The organism is Mucilaginibacter metallidurans (genome assembly GCF_003286435.2).
In the GTDB taxonomy this organism is placed as follows: domain Bacteria; phylum Bacteroidota; class Bacteroidia; order Sphingobacteriales; family Sphingobacteriaceae; genus Mucilaginibacter; species Mucilaginibacter gossypii.
In genome coordinates, this window is record NZ_CP043449.1 from 1,445,171 (window position 1) to 1,467,053 (window position 21,883).

At 40.5% G+C, this 21,883-nt stretch carries 20 protein-coding genes; all 20 read right to left on the reverse strand.

Annotated features, from left to right (window positions below; translation table 11 throughout):
- Positions 1-2: 2 nt before the first annotated feature.
- Positions 3-509, reverse strand: coding sequence for a GNAT family N-acetyltransferase (locus tag DIU38_RS06470; RefSeq protein ID WP_090526775.1), 507 nt, complete (start codon positions 507-509; stop codon positions 3-5).
- Positions 506-1,480, reverse strand: a complete 975-nt coding sequence (locus DIU38_RS06475; protein WP_112654429.1) for a hypothetical protein — start codon at positions 1,478-1,480, stop codon at positions 506-508. The genes DIU38_RS06470 and DIU38_RS06475 overlap by 4 nt, the downstream gene beginning before the upstream one ends.
- Before the next feature lie 31 nt (positions 1,481-1,511).
- The gene (locus tag DIU38_RS06480; protein WP_112654428.1) at positions 1,512-2,315 is read right to left on the reverse strand and encodes a phytanoyl-CoA dioxygenase family protein; all 804 of its coding nucleotides are present in this window, start codon (positions 2,313-2,315) and stop codon (positions 1,512-1,514) included.
- A 27-nt stretch (positions 2,316-2,342) separates the two neighbouring features.
- Positions 2,343-3,473, reverse strand: a complete 1,131-nt coding sequence (locus DIU38_RS06485) for a glycosyltransferase family 4 protein (RefSeq protein WP_112654427.1) — start codon at positions 3,471-3,473, stop codon at positions 2,343-2,345.
- 89 nt (positions 3,474-3,562) lie between these two features.
- Positions 3,563-4,648, reverse strand: coding sequence for an NAD-dependent epimerase (locus DIU38_RS06490; RefSeq protein WP_112654426.1), 1,086 nt, complete (start codon positions 4,646-4,648; stop codon positions 3,563-3,565).
- 209 nt (positions 4,649-4,857) lie between these two features.
- Positions 4,858-5,304: a hypothetical protein gene (locus tag DIU38_RS06495; RefSeq protein WP_112654425.1), complete on the reverse strand. Its 447-nt coding sequence runs from the start codon at positions 5,302-5,304 to the stop codon at positions 4,858-4,860.
- A gap of 59 nt (positions 5,305-5,363) precedes the next feature.
- Positions 5,364-6,425 carry a glycosyltransferase gene (locus DIU38_RS06500; protein ID WP_112654424.1) on the reverse strand — a complete coding sequence of 354 codons (1,062 nt, stop codon included), beginning with the start codon at positions 6,423-6,425 and terminating at the stop codon, positions 5,364-5,366.
- Positions 6,426-6,433: 8 nt separating this feature from the next.
- The gene (locus tag DIU38_RS06505; protein ID WP_112654423.1) at positions 6,434-8,080 is read right to left on the reverse strand and encodes a glucosamine inositolphosphorylceramide transferase family protein; all 1,647 of its coding nucleotides are present in this window, start codon (positions 8,078-8,080) and stop codon (positions 6,434-6,436) included.
- A gap of 15 nt (positions 8,081-8,095) precedes the next feature.
- Entirely contained in the window at positions 8,096-9,937 is a 1,842-nt protein-coding gene (gene asnB, locus DIU38_RS06510) for an asparagine synthase (glutamine-hydrolyzing) (RefSeq protein WP_112654422.1), read from the reverse strand.
- A 29-nt stretch (positions 9,938-9,966) separates the two neighbouring features.
- Positions 9,967-11,028, reverse strand: a complete 1,062-nt coding sequence (locus tag DIU38_RS06515) for a glycosyltransferase (RefSeq protein ID WP_112654421.1) — start codon at positions 11,026-11,028, stop codon at positions 9,967-9,969.
- A 25-nt stretch (positions 11,029-11,053) separates the two neighbouring features.
- Entirely contained in the window at positions 11,054-12,211 is a 1,158-nt protein-coding gene (locus tag DIU38_RS06520) for an O-antigen ligase family protein (protein ID WP_167516099.1), read from the reverse strand.
- Between the two features lie 84 nt (positions 12,212-12,295).
- Positions 12,296-12,886 (reverse strand): sugar transferase, encoded by a 591-nt coding sequence (locus tag DIU38_RS06525; protein ID WP_112654419.1) that lies wholly within the window; start codon positions 12,884-12,886, stop codon positions 12,296-12,298.
- Between the two features lie 9 nt (positions 12,887-12,895).
- A complete protein-coding gene (locus DIU38_RS06530; protein ID WP_112654418.1) occupies positions 12,896-14,140 on the reverse strand; it encodes a DegT/DnrJ/EryC1/StrS family aminotransferase in 1,245 nt (414 codons plus the stop codon).
- 16 nt (positions 14,141-14,156) lie between these two features.
- Complete coding sequence (locus DIU38_RS06535) at positions 14,157-14,924, reverse strand: DUF2334 domain-containing protein (protein ID WP_112654417.1); 768 nt, start codon at positions 14,922-14,924, stop codon at positions 14,157-14,159.
- An 18-nt stretch (positions 14,925-14,942) separates the two neighbouring features.
- Positions 14,943-16,112, reverse strand: coding sequence for a glycosyltransferase family 4 protein (locus tag DIU38_RS06540; RefSeq protein ID WP_112654416.1), 1,170 nt, complete (start codon positions 16,110-16,112; stop codon positions 14,943-14,945).
- Between the two features lie 23 nt (positions 16,113-16,135).
- Positions 16,136-16,993, reverse strand: a complete 858-nt coding sequence (locus DIU38_RS06545; protein WP_243770799.1) for a glycosyltransferase family 2 protein — start codon at positions 16,991-16,993, stop codon at positions 16,136-16,138.
- Positions 16,990-18,165, reverse strand: coding sequence for a DegT/DnrJ/EryC1/StrS family aminotransferase (locus DIU38_RS06550; RefSeq protein ID WP_090526811.1), 1,176 nt, complete (start codon positions 18,163-18,165; stop codon positions 16,990-16,992). Before DIU38_RS06550 ends, DIU38_RS06545 begins: the two co-directional genes overlap by 4 nt.
- A complete protein-coding gene (locus tag DIU38_RS06555) occupies positions 18,162-19,601 on the reverse strand; it encodes a lipopolysaccharide biosynthesis protein (protein WP_091162539.1) in 1,440 nt (479 codons plus the stop codon). The genes DIU38_RS06550 and DIU38_RS06555 overlap by 4 nt, the downstream gene beginning before the upstream one ends.
- A 5-nt stretch (positions 19,602-19,606) precedes the next feature.
- Complete coding sequence (locus DIU38_RS06560; RefSeq protein WP_279574060.1) at positions 19,607-20,905, reverse strand: nucleotide sugar dehydrogenase; 1,299 nt, start codon at positions 20,903-20,905, stop codon at positions 19,607-19,609.
- Positions 20,895-21,458 carry a UpxY family transcription antiterminator gene (locus DIU38_RS06565; protein ID WP_243770798.1) on the reverse strand — a complete coding sequence of 188 codons (564 nt, stop codon included), beginning with the start codon at positions 21,456-21,458 and terminating at the stop codon, positions 20,895-20,897. The genes DIU38_RS06560 and DIU38_RS06565 overlap by 11 nt, the downstream gene beginning before the upstream one ends.
- Positions 21,459-21,883: the final 425 nt, after the last annotated feature.

Here is a 21,883-nt window from a genome sequence, read left to right on the forward strand (position 1 = left end):
AATTATGACTGTTGATTTTGAAGGCAAACAAATTTACTTTTGGTAATACTCATTGTAATCAAATCATTTACCTTACCTGTAATTTCAAATCCTGCCTTTTCATAAACAGTGATTGCCGCGATATTTGCAGGGTGTACTTTTAAATAAATCTCATCCAGTTCCTTTATTAAAAAGCCATACCGTATCATCTGTACTGTTGCCTGGTAACCAATTCCTTTACCCCAGTAAAGTTTGTTACCAATAAACAGGTGCAGTTCTGCGTCATGATCAGTAATATCGAGCAGTTGGATATTACCTATATATGTATTAAGTTCTTTAACACAAATTGCAAATCTAAGCTGATCGGGCTTGGCCAGCTTTTCACGTAACCAGGCTGTTTCTATTTCCGAACTAATATAATGAGTGGGTTTGTAGCCTGTATATACCCATATCAATGGGTCGTTACGCCATGCGTAAGATACGGACGCATCTTCTATTACAAGGGGGCGTATGTAAACTGAAATGGTCATAAAAAAAGTCTTAGCGTATTTAACATATAAAACATATCCTGAAGGTCATACCGTTGATCGATTGGTAATGGCACTAAGCACCGGGCCAGGTAATTTTCGTTGGTGTTTTTCTTAGTCCACTTAAATACATTAGGCCAGTAGGTAGCAACATATATTTTTTTCTGTATCAGATGTACTTTTAAGTGCCGGTCATTAGTTAAAAAAGGGTATACCAACGGTACTGTGTGCTCATCAGCGGCATCAAACTTGAGCAGGTTAAATTCGGCAAGGTGCTTATGCAAAAAATTAAAGTTTCGTTGCCTTGCAAATACACATTCGTTGTAATTGATGCTTGTAAGTATCTTTCGGGTTAATAACGACATGGACCTGATCTCGTTGTTTTCCAGATCCTTGCTGTTGTTAATGTAGTCAGAATACCCGGCTTCGATACCTGAGTCTATACTTTTTATGAGGTGCGAAAACCGGTTTACTGAGCTATCTACGGGTAACTTTTTAGTGAGTTTTCTTTTAATGCTTAAGTATGCGCCGTCCGGAACGCCAAAAAACTTACGGCACGAGTAAAATGTATCAATGCCGGCAAGGGGCTCTGAAAAAAAGGCTTGCGAATTATCAATTATAAGATTTTTGATTTTGCCGCTAAGCTCTGATGCTTTTGTTTGTTTTATGCCAAAGTAATTGGTATATAAAAAGCAGGCGTCAGGCTCAATCTCAAAATCAATTATGGGATCTAACTGCCGGTCAATATGATAAAACTGGTATTGAATACCTGTTCGAACAATAGGCTCAAGCAACACATCGCAAGTGAAATAAGGAATATAAATTTTATGGTATTTTTTTTGTAACAGTATGTATTCTAACGCGTTGCGCCCTGTGTTTAACCGAACCAGATCGGGATAGTATTCATTCCCTTTGGGCAGTTCCAGCTCCAAATACCCGCCTATGGGTCTTAACGCGGCTTTATTTTTTTGCATGACTGTAAATTGAGTGTGAAAAATAAAGTTGTTATCCTTGGTCGCTTTTATACATTCTTAAATGAATAGGCTGATAATATTCTTCCAGGCTTTCTGGGATACGTGAATTATAACCCAATACCTGCCGCTGATCAGCACTAAGCTTATCAATAAAGTCGTAGCCTAATACCCTTGGATAGTCCATTTGTGGTTTAATAAAAGGGCGGGTGAATCCCAGCGTTAATGCCCGGCGTTGCTTAATTGTTTTATTTTCGCCAGCAGCATGCCATATGTTGGAGTCGAAAAGGATAATACTTCCTTTTGGTGTTACAGCCCTGTCGGCGGTTTCGTAGAAATAAGTTTCGTTAGGTCTGATATCTGTTTTATGTGAGCCCGACAGGAAATAGGTAGCACCGTTTTCTTCGGTAAAATCATCAAGGGTAACTATCATTTGCACTAATAATTTCGTGTCGCCTAAAAATGTGCGCACATCACGGTGCATGTTACTTACATAAGGATGTTGCTGCTGGGTGTGTATTACAGCATTAAAGCCATTCAGTATATAATTACCACTCAAAAAATAAGCAATCTCATCGGCACAATACATTTTTTCAATAAACGGTAAGCTGAAATTGTCCTTTTCAACAAGGTGGTGAAGTGTGCCGACCATGTTAGAGCCTATCCCGTTTTTTTCCTGAATGGCTCGTCGTTTTACATACGCTTCTTTTAAATCCTCATTAATAACTGCAACAAAATCGCTGTCTAAAGCATTCTCAAAAATAACCCATCCGTAATCACGCATTGCAACGCGGAAATCTTCAAAGTGCCTGTCTCCGTAGTTAAGTCTATTTCTCATGAATTTGTATTGTTGATTTTCGGCTAATTAATTCAGGTCCATTATCTGCATCATCATGGCATTTACTTTATGCACATCAAACTTTTTCTTTGCTAAGGCCAATCCGTTAAGACCGAAACTGCTGATAGCTTCCTTGTTGGTTATGAAATACTCCATTTTGTGCACAAGTTCGGCTGTGTTTTTTACAGGTATTAAAAATCCATTGCTGTTGGGTGACGTTTCAACAGTTTCCCTGCAACCAACAGAATCGCAGGTTATAATGGCGCGCGCCATAGCCATGGCTTCAAGCAAACACCGTGGAATTCCCTCCCGATAGTATGAAGGCAGTACCACAACAGATGAACTGCTTATATATGGTCTTACATCATCAACGGCGCCCAGGTAATTAATTACACTCCGGTGCTTTATTTCCGAAAATAAGTCGGGGTGAATGGCATCGACATTATCATCATAGGATCCGATTAGTTTGAAAGTTACCTGCGGGTGTTTTAGGAATACAATTTGCGCTGCTTCAAAATATTCGCGGATCCCTTTGGCATTGATTAACCTGGATACCATGATAAAGCTTATGTTATTAATATCCGGCCGGGTAGGGGTATAGTAGCTCAAATCAACTCCCGATCCGTTAACTACTGCAGTTTGATGGTTTGCCGATATTATTTTAGAATCAAGCAGCGTTTGTACATCATCTTTATTTTGAAATATGACAGACAACCCCTGCCTGTTTTTAAGGCTGAACTTAAGTAGTAAGCGTGTAATTTTGCTTGTTAAAGATGTGTTACCGTTAACAAAGTTATACCCAAGGCCCGAAAGCATCGGGGTTATTTTTCGCACGCCGCCCAGTTTGGCTGCAAGTGTTCCATATATAACCGGTTTAAGGGTGTATGGAAAAAAAACATCCGGCTTTAGCTGTTTAATGAGCCGGTAAAGTTTCAACGCATATTTCAGATCAGATAAGATCGATACATTACTGCCGTTTAGATTGTTTTCAAATAAAACGATGTTTAGCGATGCCAGTTTTGCGCGTTGCTCGGACGGTATTGCAGGGATAAAAGCATAAACAGTATGTTCTCTCCGCATCAGCTCAACTAATTTACCTCTAAAATCAATCAACGATTTGGCTGAATCGCAGGCGATCAGCACTTTTTTGCTTGCCATGATGGTATAATAAGCAATAGGTTATGAGCGAAGATTTAATTAGGGATGTAATGCTGTTCAAAGATAATGCACCGTTATCGGGGGGGATTTTAGTGAACAAGGACCGGCTCAGGGCTGGTGCTTTTAATATGGTAATATTTTTTATACCATGCAATAAATCGCTCAACCCCTGTATGGACAGAAACCTGGGGCTTGTAGTTCAGCATTTCATCTAAATTTGAAACATCAGCACAGGTTTCGGCAACGTCACCATCCTGCATTGGCATTAGTGTTTTGATTGCTTTTTTGTTCACCTGTGCCTCAATTTCGCTTACAAAATCAAGCAGGTTAACCGGTGCTCCTCTGCCAATGTTAAACACCCTGAAAGGTGCAGATGATGTAGCCGGATCGGGATCTTTGGCATCCCACAGAAAATTGGGCTCTGCCGGCTGATCAATAACATGCGTAATGCCTTCAACAATGTCATCTACGTAGGTAAAATCCCGAAGCATATTGCCGTTGTTAAAAACTTCAATAGGCCTGCCTTCCAGAATTGCTTTGGTAAAAATAAATAAAGCCATGTCCGGTCGGCCCCACGGCCCGTAAACTGTAAAAAAACGTAACCCCGTAGTTCGCAGGTTAAATAAATGGCTGTAGGTATGGGCCATCATTTCATTGGCTTTTTTTGATGCTGCGTATAATGAAACCGGATGGTCGGCGATATTATGCTCGCTGAAGGGCATTTTTTTGTTTAAACCGTAAACGCTTGATGAACTGGCGTAAACAAGGTGATTAATCTTGAAATGCCTGCAGCATTCCAGGATGTTTAAAAATCCTTTTACGTTTGTGTCAATATAAACATCGGGATTAGTAAGGCTGTAGCGCACACCGGCCTGTGCGGCCAGGTTACAAACGGCATCAAACTGATAATTTTGGAATTGCTGCTGCAGATTTTCCTTATCCGTTATATCCAGTTTAATAAACGTATAATTTGGATGTTTTGTGCTGCAAACAGGTTTGTTATAAACCATTCCTGATACTTTTATGCCGGCATCCAGCAATCGGGCGTGCTTTAGCTTTACATCGTAGTAATCGTTAATATTATCAATGCCTACAACGGTGTCACCGCGTTTAAGTAATTTTTGGGTTAAATGATAGCCGATAAATCCCGCAGTGCCGGTAATTAAAATTTTCATAAATAAGTGAAATTAGGTTTAAATGAAAGCCTCAGAGGAAGGCGTTGACTATTGGTTGATCATAAGCGCGAACGCTTAAATAATGGTAAATGCCTGTATCAAAAAATCAGGAACGGTAACGAAAAAGGCAGGTAGATGTACTTGTTGCAGAATACTTTTGAGTAAGGAGTTTATCAAATTGCGCGTGTTTGAGTGTAATTTGATAAATCTTACTTCATGGTATAAGTGTATTTTCTCCCGTTTGTAAGTGGATTACTATTGTCTGACGTTGAAAAATACAATGTGTTGCCCCAATGGCTAAATTGTCCCAGTCCAAAACTGCGGATATCACGGTGGGTAGAGTGGGCCGGCCCCAGTTCAACTCCATTTTCAAACAGCCTGAGCTTTGAAACAGTTGGAGAGGTGTTTGAATCCCCAATTTCAGGTAAATCATAGCCAATTTTGTAACAAAAGCCGCTATCGACTCTCAACCCTATCAAGCTTATCGATTTGATAGATTCGTCCTGTGGTGTTGTAACAGGAGGAGTAGTTGTAGGCGGTGTTGTAGTTGGTGTTGGCTGGTCGGCTTTTTTACAGCCGTTAATAGCAGATAGCATGGCTACAATTGTTATTATAGGCAACACAACATTTCGGGTGGATTTAATAATTGTTTTCATAAAATTTTTATTTTAGTTAGTTAAAGTTGTTGCGCTATTATGTATAAGTCAGGGGCCGTTTATACCAGTGCATTGAGTATCGACTTTATGAATATTTCGGGGGTACGGTCCTCTACGTATTGCATTATAAGGTCTTTATGATTGCTATTAGTGCTGAGGGCGGTGTTCACCGCTGTTGTTAACGAGTTTACATTATCGGCTTCAGCCAGGTAAATGCCCGGAATCTCATCGATACCTCCCGCGCAATTGGTGCTGATTATAATTGGGTTCAGGATCATCATTTGCAGCAATACGTTCGGAAAACCCTCTTTTATTGATGATATAACGCAGGCTTTTGCATGCTTAAAATAAGGCATTGGGTTTGCGATCCACCCTTTTAATACTACCCGGCCTTCCAATTTTAATTCGCTGATGAGTTTTTGAAGCGAGGTTTGCTCCGGGCCTTCGCCAAATATCAGCAGCTGCAAATTGGGTCGGAATGCTTTAATTTCATCAAAAGCCATAATTAGTATATCAAAACCCTTTTCAGGAATCAGCCGCCCGGCTGCGCAAATAAATTCAACAGCGGCATCGGCAGCGGGCAGTGCTTCTTCGGCCTTTATTAGGTTTTGTTCAATGTCGATCGGGTTTTTCTGAATAACAACCCTTCCCTTGTCGATGTATGGGAGATGCTGTATAAAGCTATCCCGCATGCTGCTGGTTTGGCATACAACCAAATTTGCCCCGGGGTAGCCAAGCCGATATGCTATCTGGTAACTCAATTTTTTTAAACCGCTGTACCGGGTTAAAACAGACGAGCACTCCCTTACTATGAGTTTTGATTTTAAATATCCAATGCGTTTTAAAAACCCCAGGAAAGCATTTAAGTAAGGATGCGTGCTGAAAATAATATGATCTGTGCGGTAAGGGCTTAAGCTTTTTATTAACCTGGAAAAGCCGCTTAATATGCTTCCGTTGCTCACATATTCAACTTGTTGATCGCTGGGGATATTTAACCCGCCGCTTTCAACTTTCTTTAAAAATAGCAGAGAAGCGTTACTTGCACGGGCGGCTTGTAACAGTATGTTTTCAGCTCCGTTTGCCTTGTCGGTAATTGAAACAAAAAGTAATTTAGGCTTCATCTTGGGCACTAGTTAGGATTATTAAGGCTCTTCAGCTTCCTGATCACTTTTTTAAACGGTCCCATTGCACTCAATACTTTGCGTTTTCCGTCAACAATTAATAATCCATCTTCAAAATTTATAGTATGCAATCCTTCATCATAAGGTGCCTGGGGAAGTAGTTCAAAAGCGGTATGGTATTGAAAATCTGTTTCGGTTATAGTGGTTATTTCATTGATCATTACAGAGCCACCATAACACCTTTTTGGATTTTGGCTGGGCATATAAAGCTTTTGACCAACAACGAATAACCTGCCTGCCGACCGGCTCACGTTTGACGCCACATTTATCGGGTTTTGTTTATGTGCCTTAAATGGAGCGTCGAGGGTATCGGCATAAAATAAGTACAGTACACCGTGTTCTCCCGAAACGCTTGTAAAGAGCCAGTACTTGTTGTTGTAATGGATAATGGAACTGTCAACAAACGCCTGACCTTCCAGCAACACCCTGACCTTTTCAAACTTATACGGGTTGTTCATATCAATTTGATAAAGAGCCACCTGTTTAGCTCTGCCTGTTTCCGGAATACAGTATAGCCGATTATTGTCAGTGAACATGTGAGGATAGGAGAGGTGTATTTCGTCTTCCATGATGCCATTCACTTTTTTCTTGTTTTTGAAATGCATGTCATCAGTCATCATGATCTCACCTTTTCCCTTCCAGAAATTAAGCTCTTCATAATATAGATGTAAACGGCCATTGATATTTGCAGTAAAAGGATCGGCTGTATAATCCACTTTATCTTCTGATAACCAATTGATTTTTCCGTTTAGCTGCTGAGTGTGGATAAGGTTTTCGGGAGATTGTGATATATAACCTATATTCCATTTGTCATAACTAAACACTTTGTGAATAAACGAAATGAATGAGGAGATAAGGTCTTTCATAAATCGAAATTTATTTTTAAAAAATGACAGGAGTGTTAGTGACATAGGCAGATAGTCGGTTTCCTGCAGCAGGCTTCCGCCAAAACTATCTTTGAATTTGTTGATCTTTAAAAGTTCGGTATCCGATGTATTGTAAGCATAGCCACCCAAATCATATATTTTAAACCCAAGCTGTTTAAAAAAGCGGATATCTTCAAAATGCAGCAGGCGGTTTGCCCGGCCTGTAACAGCCCTTAACTGGCTGTCATTTTCATTTCTGAACAGGGAAGCCGAATGTAATAGCCTCACTCTTTGCGATGAATGATCGCGGATGTAAGCGTGCATAACAATATCCTGGTCCTGGTAAACCGCTTTGGTGATAAACAGGTGCGGTTTGTATTTATAAAATTCTTTATTAATTTTTTTTAGGCCCTTGGTAACGGCAAATGTATTGTAAAAGTCAATAAAGGGTTTAATGCCGGTGCCCATCACGGTTGATACGCCATCTTTAAGGGCCCTGCGTATTTCGTATGTTGTGTTTTTGTCAAAATTGGCTTCAATAGCAGGTACAGGTACGGTTATATCAATTATTTTGGTAAAAAAATCCTCTTTGCGATATCCCGGAACAGCTTCGCTGCTTTTACTTTGTTTATAGTATTTTAACAGGCAGCCCCATAAATTGGGCTTAGCGGCAAACCACACAACTGTGTATGGTACTATACGCATGGCCCTGTTGTTAATCTGGATCATAAGGTTTAGAGTATTTTAAGCTACCTGGTATGTTGAAATTGCGTTTGAACGCTGATCTTTAAGCCATTGTGTATACACAAGCAGTTTCCAGATCTGAGTTGCCCTGTTCCATTTGCCGCTCATGTGGTCGTTTATCATGGCAAACGATTTTTGTACGTTAATACCAGGGATGTTCTTTAACTCGCTGATTGAAAGATGATCCATTACGTGATCTCTCAATTCGTTTTTAAACCAATGGCTTAGCGGCATTGTAAAGCCGGATTTTGGCCTGTCAAACAGTTGCGCCGGTGCATATTGGTATAGTATATCTTTCAAAATCCTCTTTTGAATGCCGTATTTAAACTTATAGCTGTCGGGCAGGGTTTGAGCAAATGCAATTACCCGGTAATCCATAAGCGGCGCCCTTGCTTCTAACGAAAAGGCCATTGTGCCCCTGTCAACCTTAGTATTTATATCTCCGTTTAAATAAGTCTTGGTATCAAATGCCGACAGCTTTTGAAGCATGCTTGTTGATTTTGACGACCAGATATCCATGAACGGAACCTGCAGGCCAATGTTAGGATTTTCGAGCCAGGAGTATTCCAGTCCGCCCAGCATAAGCCCGTAAAGTGATTTGACCTCCGGATTGCAGATCCCCATTGCAATTAGCTTATGACGATAGTTAGGGGAGATGCTAATTATATCGGCTATTCTTTTACGCAGCGCCAGCGGGCATTTAAACAGCTGGTTAACCATATTAAACCATTTATAACGGCTGTATCCTAAAAAGCTTTCATCGCCACCATCACCGCTTAAAACCACGGTAACGTGTTTTTTGGTGTGTTTACTTAACAGCAGGGATGGGATGGCGCTTGAATCAGCAAAAGGCTCATCATAATAGCGGCCGAAACTCTCAATCAGTTCGAGGCCTTCTTCTTTATTACATTCAATCGTATGATGGTCTGTTTTTAAATGATCGGCAATTTTTTGTGCAAAAACGCTTTCATCAAAACCTTTTTCTCTGAATTTTATGCAAAAGGTTTTTACATTGTTATAGTTTTTTGAAGCTATGGCCGCAACAAGTGATGAGTCGATACCGCCTGAAAGATATACACCAAGCGGCACGTCGGCATGCATGCGTATATCAACAGCGTTAGTAATCAGTCGGGTTAAATCGGCCTGTGCTTGCTGGTATACTCCTTCATAGCGTTCGGCATGGTTTAAGTCCAGTTCCCAGTATTTTCTTGTTCTGAAACTGCCGGTGTTGCAATCAAAACAAAATGAATGCCCGGCCTCAAGCTTTTGGATTTCGTTCCAGGCCGATTTGGGTTCGGGAACGTATCCCCATACAAAATATTCGTTAATAGCTTGTTCATTAATAGTTACATTCCGGCCTATACATATTTGCGATGGCTGGCTGGCAAATTCAAAATCTAAACCATTTTGGGTATAGTAAAATGGCTTTTTGCCAAGCCTGTCGCGGGCGCCAAAAAGCTGGAGCGTGCGGGTGTCAAAAATTACAAAGGCAAACATGCCGTTGAAATGGTTGACACAGTTTTCGCCATATTCAAGATAGGCGGCTGTGATAACTTCTGTATCGGAATCGGTCAGGAATCTGTAACCCAGGGCTGTGAGCTTTACCTTTAAGGTTTTATAGTTGTAGATTTCGCCATTAAATACAACTTTAAGGTGATTGTAAGTTAAGGGTTGATCAGACCGGTGATCCAGATCAACAATAGCCAACCGGTTATGGCCTAAGGTAACCGGGCCATTGTGTTCAAAGCCAGAATAATCGGGGCCCCTGAAATCGGCCCTTGCCAGTTTTTGAAATATGATGTTATCGTCATATCTCACTGTTGATCCGTAAATGCCGCACATAAAAAAACGTTTGGGGTTAATAGTTTTGTTTAATTAGCAAGCAGGGTTTCATATTCCATACCTATTTTCTCGAGACTAAAGCGATCAACGATATCGGCTTTGATATTAGGATGCTGCCAGGTTTGATTGCATGCCCTGATAATTTGATGGCGTAGTGTGCAAAGATCATTTTGTTCGGCTATAAAACCGTTAAAGCCTTCCCTTATCAGTTCGTTAACCCCGCCAACTCTGAATGTAACTACCGGAACGCCTACCGACAGTGCTTCGAGCACTACATTAGGGAAGCCTTCGGTAAATGAGCTTAAAACCAGTAAGTCATGCTTAGAAATAACATCGGCAACATTTTTAATTTCGCCGATGAACTTCACGCGTTCGTTGAGGCCAATATTTTGTACCTCTGCTTTTAAGGTATCCATCAGCGGGCCCTTGCCGGCTACAGTTAGAACATAGTTTTGAGGCAGTGCTTTCATAACCTCAAGCAAGCGAAATAATCCCTTCTCTTTGATTAGCCGGTTAACTGCAATAAGCCTTTTTAATCCTGAAATTTGATTTTGAGGTTTTATTGCGTTCGTTATAATAACCGGGTTATGAATAACAATAAGCTTGTTTAGGTTAATATTATAAAACCGGGCTATGGATTGCTTCATTTCTTCAGACTGGCAAACTATTGAGTTAAAGCGCACAAACAAAAACCTTGAAAAGTAATTGTAAAAGCGGGATTTAAATTCATAAAACTGCGCCATTTGTTGCGGATTGTTAGATGCCCTGGCTATTAAATTAGGCACTTTAACAAACATTGAAACAAAGGCTACCAGGATATTAATATGATCAGTAGTTGAAAAAACAGCGTATGGTTTTTCATCTTTCAGCAGCTTGCGAAGTTTAAAAAATGAGCGTGAAGCTTTTATTGTTTTCAGGTTTAAAAATCTGATACCTGCTATTTCTGTTGAGAAACTGCACTCGTCCCCATTAAGCAACACCACAACTACCTCATAATCGGGCTTGTTGAAATATTGCGATAGCAGCCAGTAAACACGCTCAGAACCACCTGTACCGAGCGAACCAAGAACAAGGAAAATCTTCTTTCTCATTATAAATAAAAATTGGGATCAAGTTTTAAGCGACAGCTAATTCTTCCTGCACTGGTTCGGTTTGTTTTACAGGGTCTTTCAACCTGTTGTAGTGTAATACGGCGAAATAAATAAATATAGTAGGGCCGTCCACGCTCATCAACCACCCGTTATGCGACAGCGCATTTAATGAAATTGCTATGAATGTGAAAAATATAGCTACATAAATTGCACTCTCTTTATGTTTTACGTTTTTTATAGTTTGCCAAAACAGTCGGACAGTTTTGTAATATATGGCCCATAGCAACCCCAGCCCCAAAAACGGGCCGAGCAGGGTAATAAACATCAGGTAGGCATTGTGCGATGACAGGCCGAATGTAAACAAGGGGTTTCGGTAAGTTACGTCGTTCCAGGTTTTGCCATAAAATATAAGCCCGAAAGGATAATCTGCAAATATTTTAAGGTTTTCGGCAGCCATGTCGGCCCTGTTAAAATCATTGGCCTCTTTAGCTTGATTTTTTGACAGGATGTTGTTTTTGTCATCAGTGTTATCTTTTAATACGTAAGTGTACAACCCAAAACATATGATCACTGTAGCTGCAACCAGGAAAACGGCTCTATAGCGATAGTAAATAAACAGAAAGAGCGTTACACCGGCTCCAAAACTTATAAATGCCGACCTGTTCATGCCAAGGTAAATGCAGACAACGCAGGCTGCTAAAACCAAAACCCTTACTATAAGATATTGCCCTGTGGTGCATGAGGCAATGAAGGCAAACGTTGTAATGGCCACAACCTGGTATCCGAAGTTAAATTGTGTTACTGCCAGCCCTGCAGGGCTTTGTTTAACCGGTTCGCCCAAAAGCATGCTCCTGATCGGATCAATGGTACCTGCCATGCTGTGATCAAGTACCATAATGATCATAGAGCACATGAGCAAAAAGAAGAACATTAATATTGAAGCGTAATAGCGCGATTTATTTGCACCTACAAAATAATTAAAGTATAACGAACATGGTATTATAGTAAGGAGAATGGCAAAAAAGGTAATATAATTGCTCATCCCTACTACCTGGTATAAAAAAACGCCGATTAAAAAAATTATTAACTCCTTGGTATAGCCGAAATCCAGCAAAGGTTTTTGCACAAAGAATAGCAGCATGCAAAAAATTACAGGCGCAGGAATCCTCAAAGTATCTGTCATGAAAATGTTAAAAGCAAGTGTGTACAGATAGAAGAGCATTAAACCGTAAAAGAGGCACTTTTTAAGCAGCATAATAAAGTGGTGCTATTGAAAAATTCGTTTTATTGTAGAAAATATAATCTTCAGATCCATGAAAAGATCCTGGTTGTCAATGTATTCGAGGTTCTTGCTGATCTTTGATGGAACTATTACCTTGATATACATATCTTCAGGATCATCGCTGCCGGCCAGGATATCATTTTCATCAAAATATTTGATAGATGCCCAGTCTGTTACTCCTGGTTTAACACTTAATACCCTTAGTTGAGCTGGTGTATACAGGTTTACATATTTCCGTACTTCGGGGCGCGGGCCAACAAAGCTCATGTCACCTTTTAACACGTTTAGTAATTGCGGCAGTTCATCAAGTTTATATTTCCTGAGCCAGTAACCAACACTGGTGATCCGGTAATCTTTACTACCTATGGTTAGTAATCCGGCCTTGTCCGAGTTTATGTACATGGTGCGGAATTTGAACAGTTCAAACTCATTTCCATCTTTCCCAACCCTTGTTTGTTTATAAAATGCGCTTCCCCTCGAATTTATTTTAATAGCTATGGCAATTAAAATAAACAATGGCAGCAACATTATCAGTGCTATAAGTGATATGCCAATATCAAAAAGCCGTTTAATCATAACTCTATTTTATAATTCAACTTTTGCAAGTTCTTTACATTCTTCCAGCACAGAGTTTACTGAGTTTATTACCGTAGTAACTATGAAATTAATCTGCTCGCCGGTAAGTTGAGGATAAATGGGCAATGAGATTTCATTTGCGTAAAGGGCATAAGCTGATGGATACTGAGCGATCTTATAACCCAGATCTTTAAAAAGAGTAAGCATTGGCAGCGGGGTAAAATGTACATTGGCCATGATCCCTTCAGCCATAATGCTTTCAATTATATGGTCACGCTGTGCCTCTGATATGCCTTTGATGCGCAGGGCAAACAAGTGGTAGGATGATTCCCTTTGCTCGTTTTTTAGTGGTGGTTCAATAAACCAGTCCATCGATTTGAACCTGTTACAATATATGGATGCAACATGCTTGCGCATAGGGAGCAACCTGGCTTCATAATTTCTGAGTTGGCCGAGGCCTATTGCTGCACAAATGTCGGGCATGTTGATTTTGAGGCCCATAAACAGGATGTCGTATTTCCAGCCGCCGCCATTACTTTTGGTAAAGGCATCTTTGGTTTGGCCGTTAAGAGTATATAGTTTTAAATACCGGTGTTCCTCGGCCGGATTAAAGCAGGCAGGCAAATTGATGCAGATACAACCTCCTTCGGCTGTAGTGATGTTTTTCACCGCGTGAAAAGAAAATATCGATACGTCACTATACTTTGCTGCCGGTAATTCATTTATGGTTGCACCGATTGAGTGCGCTGCATCGGCAATTAAGAGGATCCTGCCTAAAATCTTTTGCTTGGGACTTTCAGCAACAAATAGTTTTTTAATTTCCGGTTTATTGATAATCGCCTTTAATTCTTCGTAGTTGCATGGCCAGCCGGCTATGTCAACAGCAATAATTGCTTTTGTTTTTGGGGTTATTGCTTTGATTACAGCTTCTGTGGAGATGCAGCAATCGTCATCAACATCAACTATTACCGGCGTAGCCCCGCAATGCAGTACACTTAAAGCGGTAGCACAATAGGTGTATGCTGGTATGATAACTTCATCGCCTTCCTTTATGCCGAACCATTTCAGCATCAGGATAGCTCCTGATGTCCAGGAGTTTACGCAAACAGCCGCATCCGAAGCTGTAAGCTGCTTCATTTGCTGTTCAAGTGCGGCTACTTTGGGCCCTGTGGTTATCCAGCCAGAGTTAAGCGTGTCCATAACCTCGTTTATAACAGCCTGGTCAATGTAAGGTGGCGCAAAAGAAATTTTCATATCAGGTTTAATAGAGTTAGTTTCCGGCGGGGACCCGTTCCAAAAAAGCGATTGCTTTTTGAGCGTAATCACGGGCTAATCGTTTATAAATGCAATATTTTTCGGCAAGGGCATCTGCCCAGGTATAATTTGAAAAATCGAGGTCATCCAATGAAACAAAAAGGTGATGGTTTTTTTCTAAGAAAATTTCAAGCTCAGCAAATGTTTTGTCAGAACAGGTTTCGGGATGATAATTGAATGTCCAGGTGTATTTTGTTTTTTGTTCAACTTCTGATAGTTGAACAGGTACCCAATTAAAGCCAAATCTTACATAAGGTGACTTAAGCAGGCCGTCACTTATTATTTTAATGTTGGTGTATTCGTGTAAAGCAAGCAATGTATTACGGTCAAAAGTATGTGCAGGAGCAATAAAAACAGTGGGGTTGATATTTTTACGTTTGAAAATTTCGGCCGCTTTTCTTATTTTTTCTTTTTGTGTTTGCAATGGTAAGCCTGCAAATTCCGACCGGTTATTCATCTTCAGTAGGCCGGAGTTGTGATTTATGTAATAATGATCAAAACCGTGCATGCCTATCACATAATTTTTATTTTGAAGCTCGCGCACCAACTGCCAGTAGTAAGGATTGAAATTACCGCAGGCTTTTAACTTTGGGTCTTTATTTGCCGGTATAACTGCAATTATGGGTTTTATGCCATACTTGTCAAACAGGGTAAAGAAACGTTGCCATTTTTGGAGGTTATTTGTCGGGCATAAATCATCCAAACGAATTAAGTACTGTAGCATATTAACAGTTTGATAGTTTTATAAAGCTGGTTGGCTGTTTGTTAGTTGTGCCGCTGTTGCAGTTGCAGCAATGTGCTTTTTGATTAACGTTTCCCATTCTCCCAGTATCTTATCGGGATGGTTGGTTTGAGATATTACGCGGGCCTGATTTCCAAGAGTTGTTTTTAAAACTTCGTCGCCGGCCAAGCGGTGCATTGCATCGGCTAAATCAATTATTGACCCTCTCTTTACCAGTATTCCATTTTTGCCGTTATTGATGATCTCCGAAGGTCCAAAATTGCAATCAACCGCTATGGAAGGGCATCCGAAGCTCATAGCCTCAACTAAAGCGTTGGGGTATCCCTCGTTGCGCGATGGCAAAACAAACATTTCGGCCTGGTTATAATAATCCTGGAGGTTGTTTTTGCTGCCAGGCAGCAACACCCGTTCTCTTAACCCGAGATTAAAGATCTGGCAAACAAGGTTAGCGCGTTCTTCGCCATCGCCAACGATTATCAGATCGACGTCGGTAAGGCCTGATTTTGCATAGGCTTCAATAAGGATATCAAAGCCTTTTACATAAGCCAAACGGCCAACCCCCAGAATAAACCTCCGATGGTGAACCTTCTCCTCTGACGGTAATGGGAAAATAGTAACAGCATTTGTTATGCGCACGATATTAGTGAGTACTTTAAAGTCTTTATCCTTAAGCAGGCAGTCCTCAACTCCTTTAGCACTTACTACAACTGCTTCGGCTCTTTTATATAAGCTTAAAGCCAGTTGTTTACGTAAATAGTTAAACCTGATAACACTTCTATCGGGCGAAGTGCGCTCTGAAACAATGTAAGGCACCCGGGTTAACCAACAGGTAATGCCAGTCCAAACATTGGCCGATGTAATGAACGATAAAGCGTACACCGGTTTTTGAGTCCGCAATAACTTGATAAGTTTAAAAAAAGTTTCGGCAATATGATACAACCTGTAAATGAATGAGCTTTTTTGACGGTCAGTTAGGTAAAATACCTTAACATCGTCATCAATTTCATATGCTGGAACATCATTGTTTAAAGAAATAAGTACCGACTGGAAGTTGTTTTTATTAAAATAATTAGCAAGCGAAATGATAACTCTTTCTGCTCCTCCGCCTTTAAGCGACGGAATAATGAAAAACAGAACGGGTTTTGAAAAGGGGGCGGCTTGTATGTTCATGTTAATGTTAAATGCGCTGGCAGTTATAGGAGGTATTTTACCGTATCGTACGCTTTACGAAACCGCTTGTTTTGTAATTCAAAAAGCAGATAGCGTTTTATATAAAGCAGCAAAAGTCTTTTTTTAGCGATCGCGGAGTATTTGAAATTTTTGATGATTAAATTGAAATCACTTATAACCATTTCCATACGTGCTTTGGCGTTGATCATGCTCCATACGCCGCCCTCATGATTGCGGTAACAGCTCATTACCTCGGGTATTACGTAAATTTTACCGCCAGTATGCTGAGTGGCCCATAGCTTAAATATTTTATCTCCGGCAAAACATTCAAAAAACCAGGGGGCAGTGAATAACTGAAGGGTTTCGGGAATATTGCGATAAACAACTGTTGCCGTTTTTGTTTCTTCCTGTTTCCCCGCCAGCAAATCGGCATATGTATGTATCAGTGGTGTTGGGTTAGGATGTACGTAAAGTGTTTTGTTATTAACGTTTATCACTTTGTGGTAATGGCAGCAAATAACGAAGTCGGCATTGTTTTCTAAAAAATCAACCTGCTTTTGCAGTTTATATTCATTTATCCAGTAGTCGTCGCCCTCGCAAAGAGCTATGTACCGGCCCCTGCACTGTGTAACACAATTAATTAAGTTTTTATGCGTGCCTAAATTGGTAGGGGAGGCTATAAGCTTGATCCTGCCGGGATAGGTTTCTGAGTAAAATTTAATTATTGATTGGGTTTTATCTGTCGAGCAATCGTCGCCAATGATGATCTCAAACTTAAAATTGGTTTTCTGCATCAAAAAGCTTCGGATAGCCTCGGAAATGAATTTTTCATGGTTGTAAGTAATACAGATAATACTTACCATTATTTCATCATCATTCATACCGTTCCATTTACATTCGCCGCCCTAACATTTATTTCAGATTCAATTTTATCAGTCACCAGTGTGCCAAAATGTTTCGGCTTAAAGTTGTTGTCGAAGTTTTGTGCACGGAGCAGTAACCTGCAAATAAGGTCAAGATCTGACAGCGATAGCGTATGGTATAAGGGAAGGCAAACCACCCTTGAAGCTATCGAATCGCAAACAGGCATTGGTTGGCTTTTTACGTATGGCAATGATGACAGTGAGGGGTAAAAATACCTCCTGCAATAAATCTGTGCCAACTCTAATTTTGCTTTACTTTGATGCATAAGGGCCTCTGTTTGAAAAACGACGGGGAAATATGCATAATTGTAATCCTGTTCGTTTTCAAGTTTTTGAAACTGAACATCCAGGTTTTCCAGGCGCTGCAGATATTGCTCATACAAATACTTTCTTTTTTTAAGTATTTCGTCAACATGGCGCAGGTTGCATAAACCCATTGCTGCGTGAAACTCGCTGTTTTTGGCGTTGATGCCTTCCTCCGAGAAAGTATCAACACCTGAATATCCGAAGTTGCGCATCAGTGCCATGGTTTTTAATAACTCCGGATCCTGGGTAAATACAGCGCCGCCTTCGATAGTGTGGTATAATTTGGTTGAGTGAAAGCTGGTTACGCTGATATCACCATATTCAAATACGGAGCGGTTTTTATAAAAAGTACCGAAGCAATGTGCGGCGTCATAGATCACCTTAAGGTTATGTTTATCAGCAATAGCCTGTATGGCTGTTATATCGCATGGGTTACCGAATACATGTGTTGCCAGTATAGCCGATGTGTTGGGTGTGATGGCAGCTTCTATTTTAGCCGGATCAATATTCAGTGTCTCAGGATCGATATCCACAAATACAGGTTCGCAACCCTGCCATACTATGGTGCTTGTAGTAGCAACAAATGAAAACGGCGTTGTGATAATTTCTCCGCTTAAGTTAAGTGCTTTGATGGCCAGTTGTAAAGCTATTGTACCGTTTGTTACAAACAGCATATGACTAACGCCCAGGTATTGCTTTAACTTTAATTCGAGCGTGTTTACAAGGGGCCCGTTGTTGGTGAGCCATTGCCTTTCCCAGATACTTTTAACATAGGCTCTGAATTCCTTTTCGGCAGGGAGAAATGGTTTGGTTACTGGAATCATCTTTTTAGGATTAATTGGTTAAAATCTTTAATAGCGGAGAGCTTAATTAACAAACTGGCACTATAATAAACCGCGATGAATACTATGAGTAATATGCCAATTTGCATAGTTGGGATGAAAAAATCATTGATCACCAACTTGTCGAGGAAATAACAGCAGAGGCCAATGCCTCCGGCTAACACCACTGTAGGCAAAATATCTTTTATTTGCTCGGTAACGGGGTAGTCAATTAAACGCCCGCTGTAAATAGAGTTGATATAATAGGCTATTACATTAAAAAATAACTGGAAATATAACAAGCCATAGATGCCGAAAGGGATAAAACACAGGATCCCGACAACGCTCAAAACTTTTTTAATAACTTCCAACTTTAAAAACAGCGCGCTTTGCCCCATCACTTTCAGCACATTTAAGTTGTATGAGTGCAGGGGATACATGATACCTCCTATACACAGCAACTGGAAAATAGGAACAGCAGGTAACCATTTATCGGTTAATAAAATATGAAACAGCGGTTTGGCAATGATACACAGCATGATGAGTGCCGGTGCATTCCAGAATACTACCTGTTGCATGAGTCGTTTATAAACATTTTTTAACTGTACCGGGTCGTCTGATATTTCTGCAAACATTGGGTAGGTAACCTTATTTATAGCAGCTGAAATGTTACTTATCGGTAATTGGCTTATCGAATCGGCCCGGCTGTAGTAGCCAAGCTGGGCTGCCGAAAAGAACTTACCTATGATTATCAGGTAAATGTTTTGATAAACGGTATCAATTAAACCCGACAATGTCATTTTATAACCAAAATGAATATGTTTTTTAAAACAAGCCTTATCAAATATGAGTGCCGGTCGCCAGCTTGAGGTGATCCAGTGTATGGCTGTTGATAAAAATGAGGTGCATAAACCCATCCAAACAAGGCTCCAAACGCCGTATCCTAATTTTGCAAGTATGATGCCTAATATTCCGCCGCCAATAGCCGATGGGATTTGAATGTTAGTTTGTTTTTTAAACTTCAGATCCTTAACCAGCAAGGTGCTTTGTACACCAAAAAATGCGTTTATGATCAAAATTAAGGTGTAAACCCGCACAACAGAGGTTAACAACGGTTGATGATAAAAAGCAGCGATAAGCGGCGCTGTTATAAAAAGTATCAGGTAAAGGATACTGCTGCCAATGATATTAAAATAGAAGACGGTTGAATAATCGCGCTGATCGGCATCGGTTGTGCGGATCAGCGAAGCAGTAAGGCCGCCATCCAAAAGACTATTGCCTACCGATATAAAAAGATACAGCATAGCTATCAAACCGAATTGTGATGGCTCCAGAATCCGTGCCAGAAATATGGATATGCCAAAGCTTACCACTTTTGAACTTAATTGCTGCCATAGCGCCCACACTATGCCAGATACCGCTCTTTGTTTATAGCTCATAATTTTTAAAGCCGGGCGTTAACAACCTCTTCCGGTAAAAACGCCTTCAGGTCATACAATACGGCATTAGGTTTGCAAAGCGCTTTTACATTCATTTCTTTAAACTCCTCATGGGCAACCGCAAGTAAAACCCCATCATAGGTACGGGTTTTTGATTCGCCGTTTTCGCAGATGATGCCATACTCTTTTTTAGCATGTGCCGCGTTGGCCCAGGGATCATGGATATGCACTTTTACTTTATACTCCTTCAACCGTTTAACAATGTCTATCACACGGGTATTCCTTACGTCCGGGCAGTTTTCTTTAAAGGTGAAACCAAGTATCAATACTTCGCTATCGGTTAATGATGTACCGCGACAAATCATCTGTTTAATAAACTGATCGGCAACATATGCCCCCATAGAGTCGTTGATACGCCGGCCAGCCAAAATAATTTCAGGGTGATAACCTGCTTCCTGGGCCTTTTGTGCAAGATAATATGGGTCAACTCCGATACAGTGGCCGCCAACAAGGCCCGGGCGGAAATTCAGAAAGTTCCATTTAGTGCCAGCTGCCTCCAACACTTTATGGGTATCGATACCCAGTTTATTAAAGATCATGGCCAGCTCGTTCACAAATGCAATATTTATATCGCGTTGCGCATTTTCAATTACCTTGGCAGCCTCAGCTACTTTTATCGAATGCGCTTTAAATGTGCCGGCTGTAATAATTGATTGGTAAAGCTTATCGACAGTTTCGGCTGTTTCCGGAGTAGAGCCTGATGTAATTTTGCGGATTTTTGAAACGGTATGTAATTTATCTCCGGGATTGATCCGTTCGGGCGAGTAGCCTGCAAAAAAATCAACGTTATAAGTAAGCCCTGATACTTTTTCTAAGATGGGCATACATTCGTCTTCTGTTACCCCAGGATATACGGTTGATTCATAAACCACAATATCATTCTTTTTTAACACTTTGCCTACAACCCGGCTGGCATTTATTAACGGAGAAAGATCCGGCCGGTTATTTTTATCAACAGGGGTTGGCACAGTTACAATGAATATGGAACATTGCCGTAATTTTTCAATTTCATCAGTAACGTATAAACCGGTTGCGGTTGTGCAAACAGGGGTAATTACCGCATTTAATTGATCGGAGTCGATCTCTAAAGTGTGGTCTATGCCCGATTTGAGCTCATTAATGCGGTCTACATTAATATCATAGCCAATAACCTTGTATTTTTTTGCAAATTCAACGGCCAGGGGCAAACCTACATAACCAAGACCGATAATGCCTAATTTAGGTTGGTAATTCTCAATTTTCATGATTTCTGCTGATGTTATGAACTGATAAGTTTTGGATTGAAACACGTGTTACCAAAGCGCAATTGATGGTTTCAAAAATCATTAATACATTTTTGCCCTGTATCTGCAGCACCTTACCCATTTGATTTACAAGAGCGCCATCTTTTATTTTAACTGTATCACCAACACTGAGGTTGTTAAGGCTCACAATTTCCATGTCTTTGTAGCGTACAAGATTTGTCCTGATCTCGTCTATTACGTTGTCCCTCACTACAGCAGGTTTACCCATATAGTAGACAAAGCCTAACGCCCCCATTACGTAAAGCGCCCTTGACTGCTCATAAGCATCGACATGAACAAATACGTAGGAGCTAAACAGAGGGACACTGATCTCCTTTTTCCTGTCAGACCATTGGCTTACTACATCTCTGACCGGGCAATAGCATTCAATGCCATTTTGCTTTAAAAGCTTGTCCACCTTTTTTTCCCATCGGGGCTTGGTGTAAATAACAAGCCATTTTTTTTCATGATAATTTGTCATGCGAAATTGCGGTGTTCTTAATTGGGTTTCCATAAAATGAATAAAGTTGGATCGGGGAATTAATAAGGGCTTATTATAGCTTCGCCAACTCACTCACATGGTGCAAGTGATGATGGTTTTAAAAAATAGTAATTGAAAATTACTAACCTGGTTATCTGATTTATTACGGACACAGCCTGTGCTGGCTGTGGCTTCGCCAATCCAGTCACATGGTTAGGCGGTTAATAAAAAATAATCGAACTAATGGTTTATAATATTCGCCGGTTTTTCCCGTTTGCTATAAAACATAACAGGTGTCTCAGTCTCTCTGCGGCTTCGCCAATCCAGTCACACTGGTCAGGCAGTAAAAAAGCAAGCTAACGGCTTATATCGTTCTCCGGTTTTACCCGGTTATTGGTTCATAACAACTGCAACTTATGTTGCTTACGGCTCCGCCAATCCAGTCACATGGAATAGCG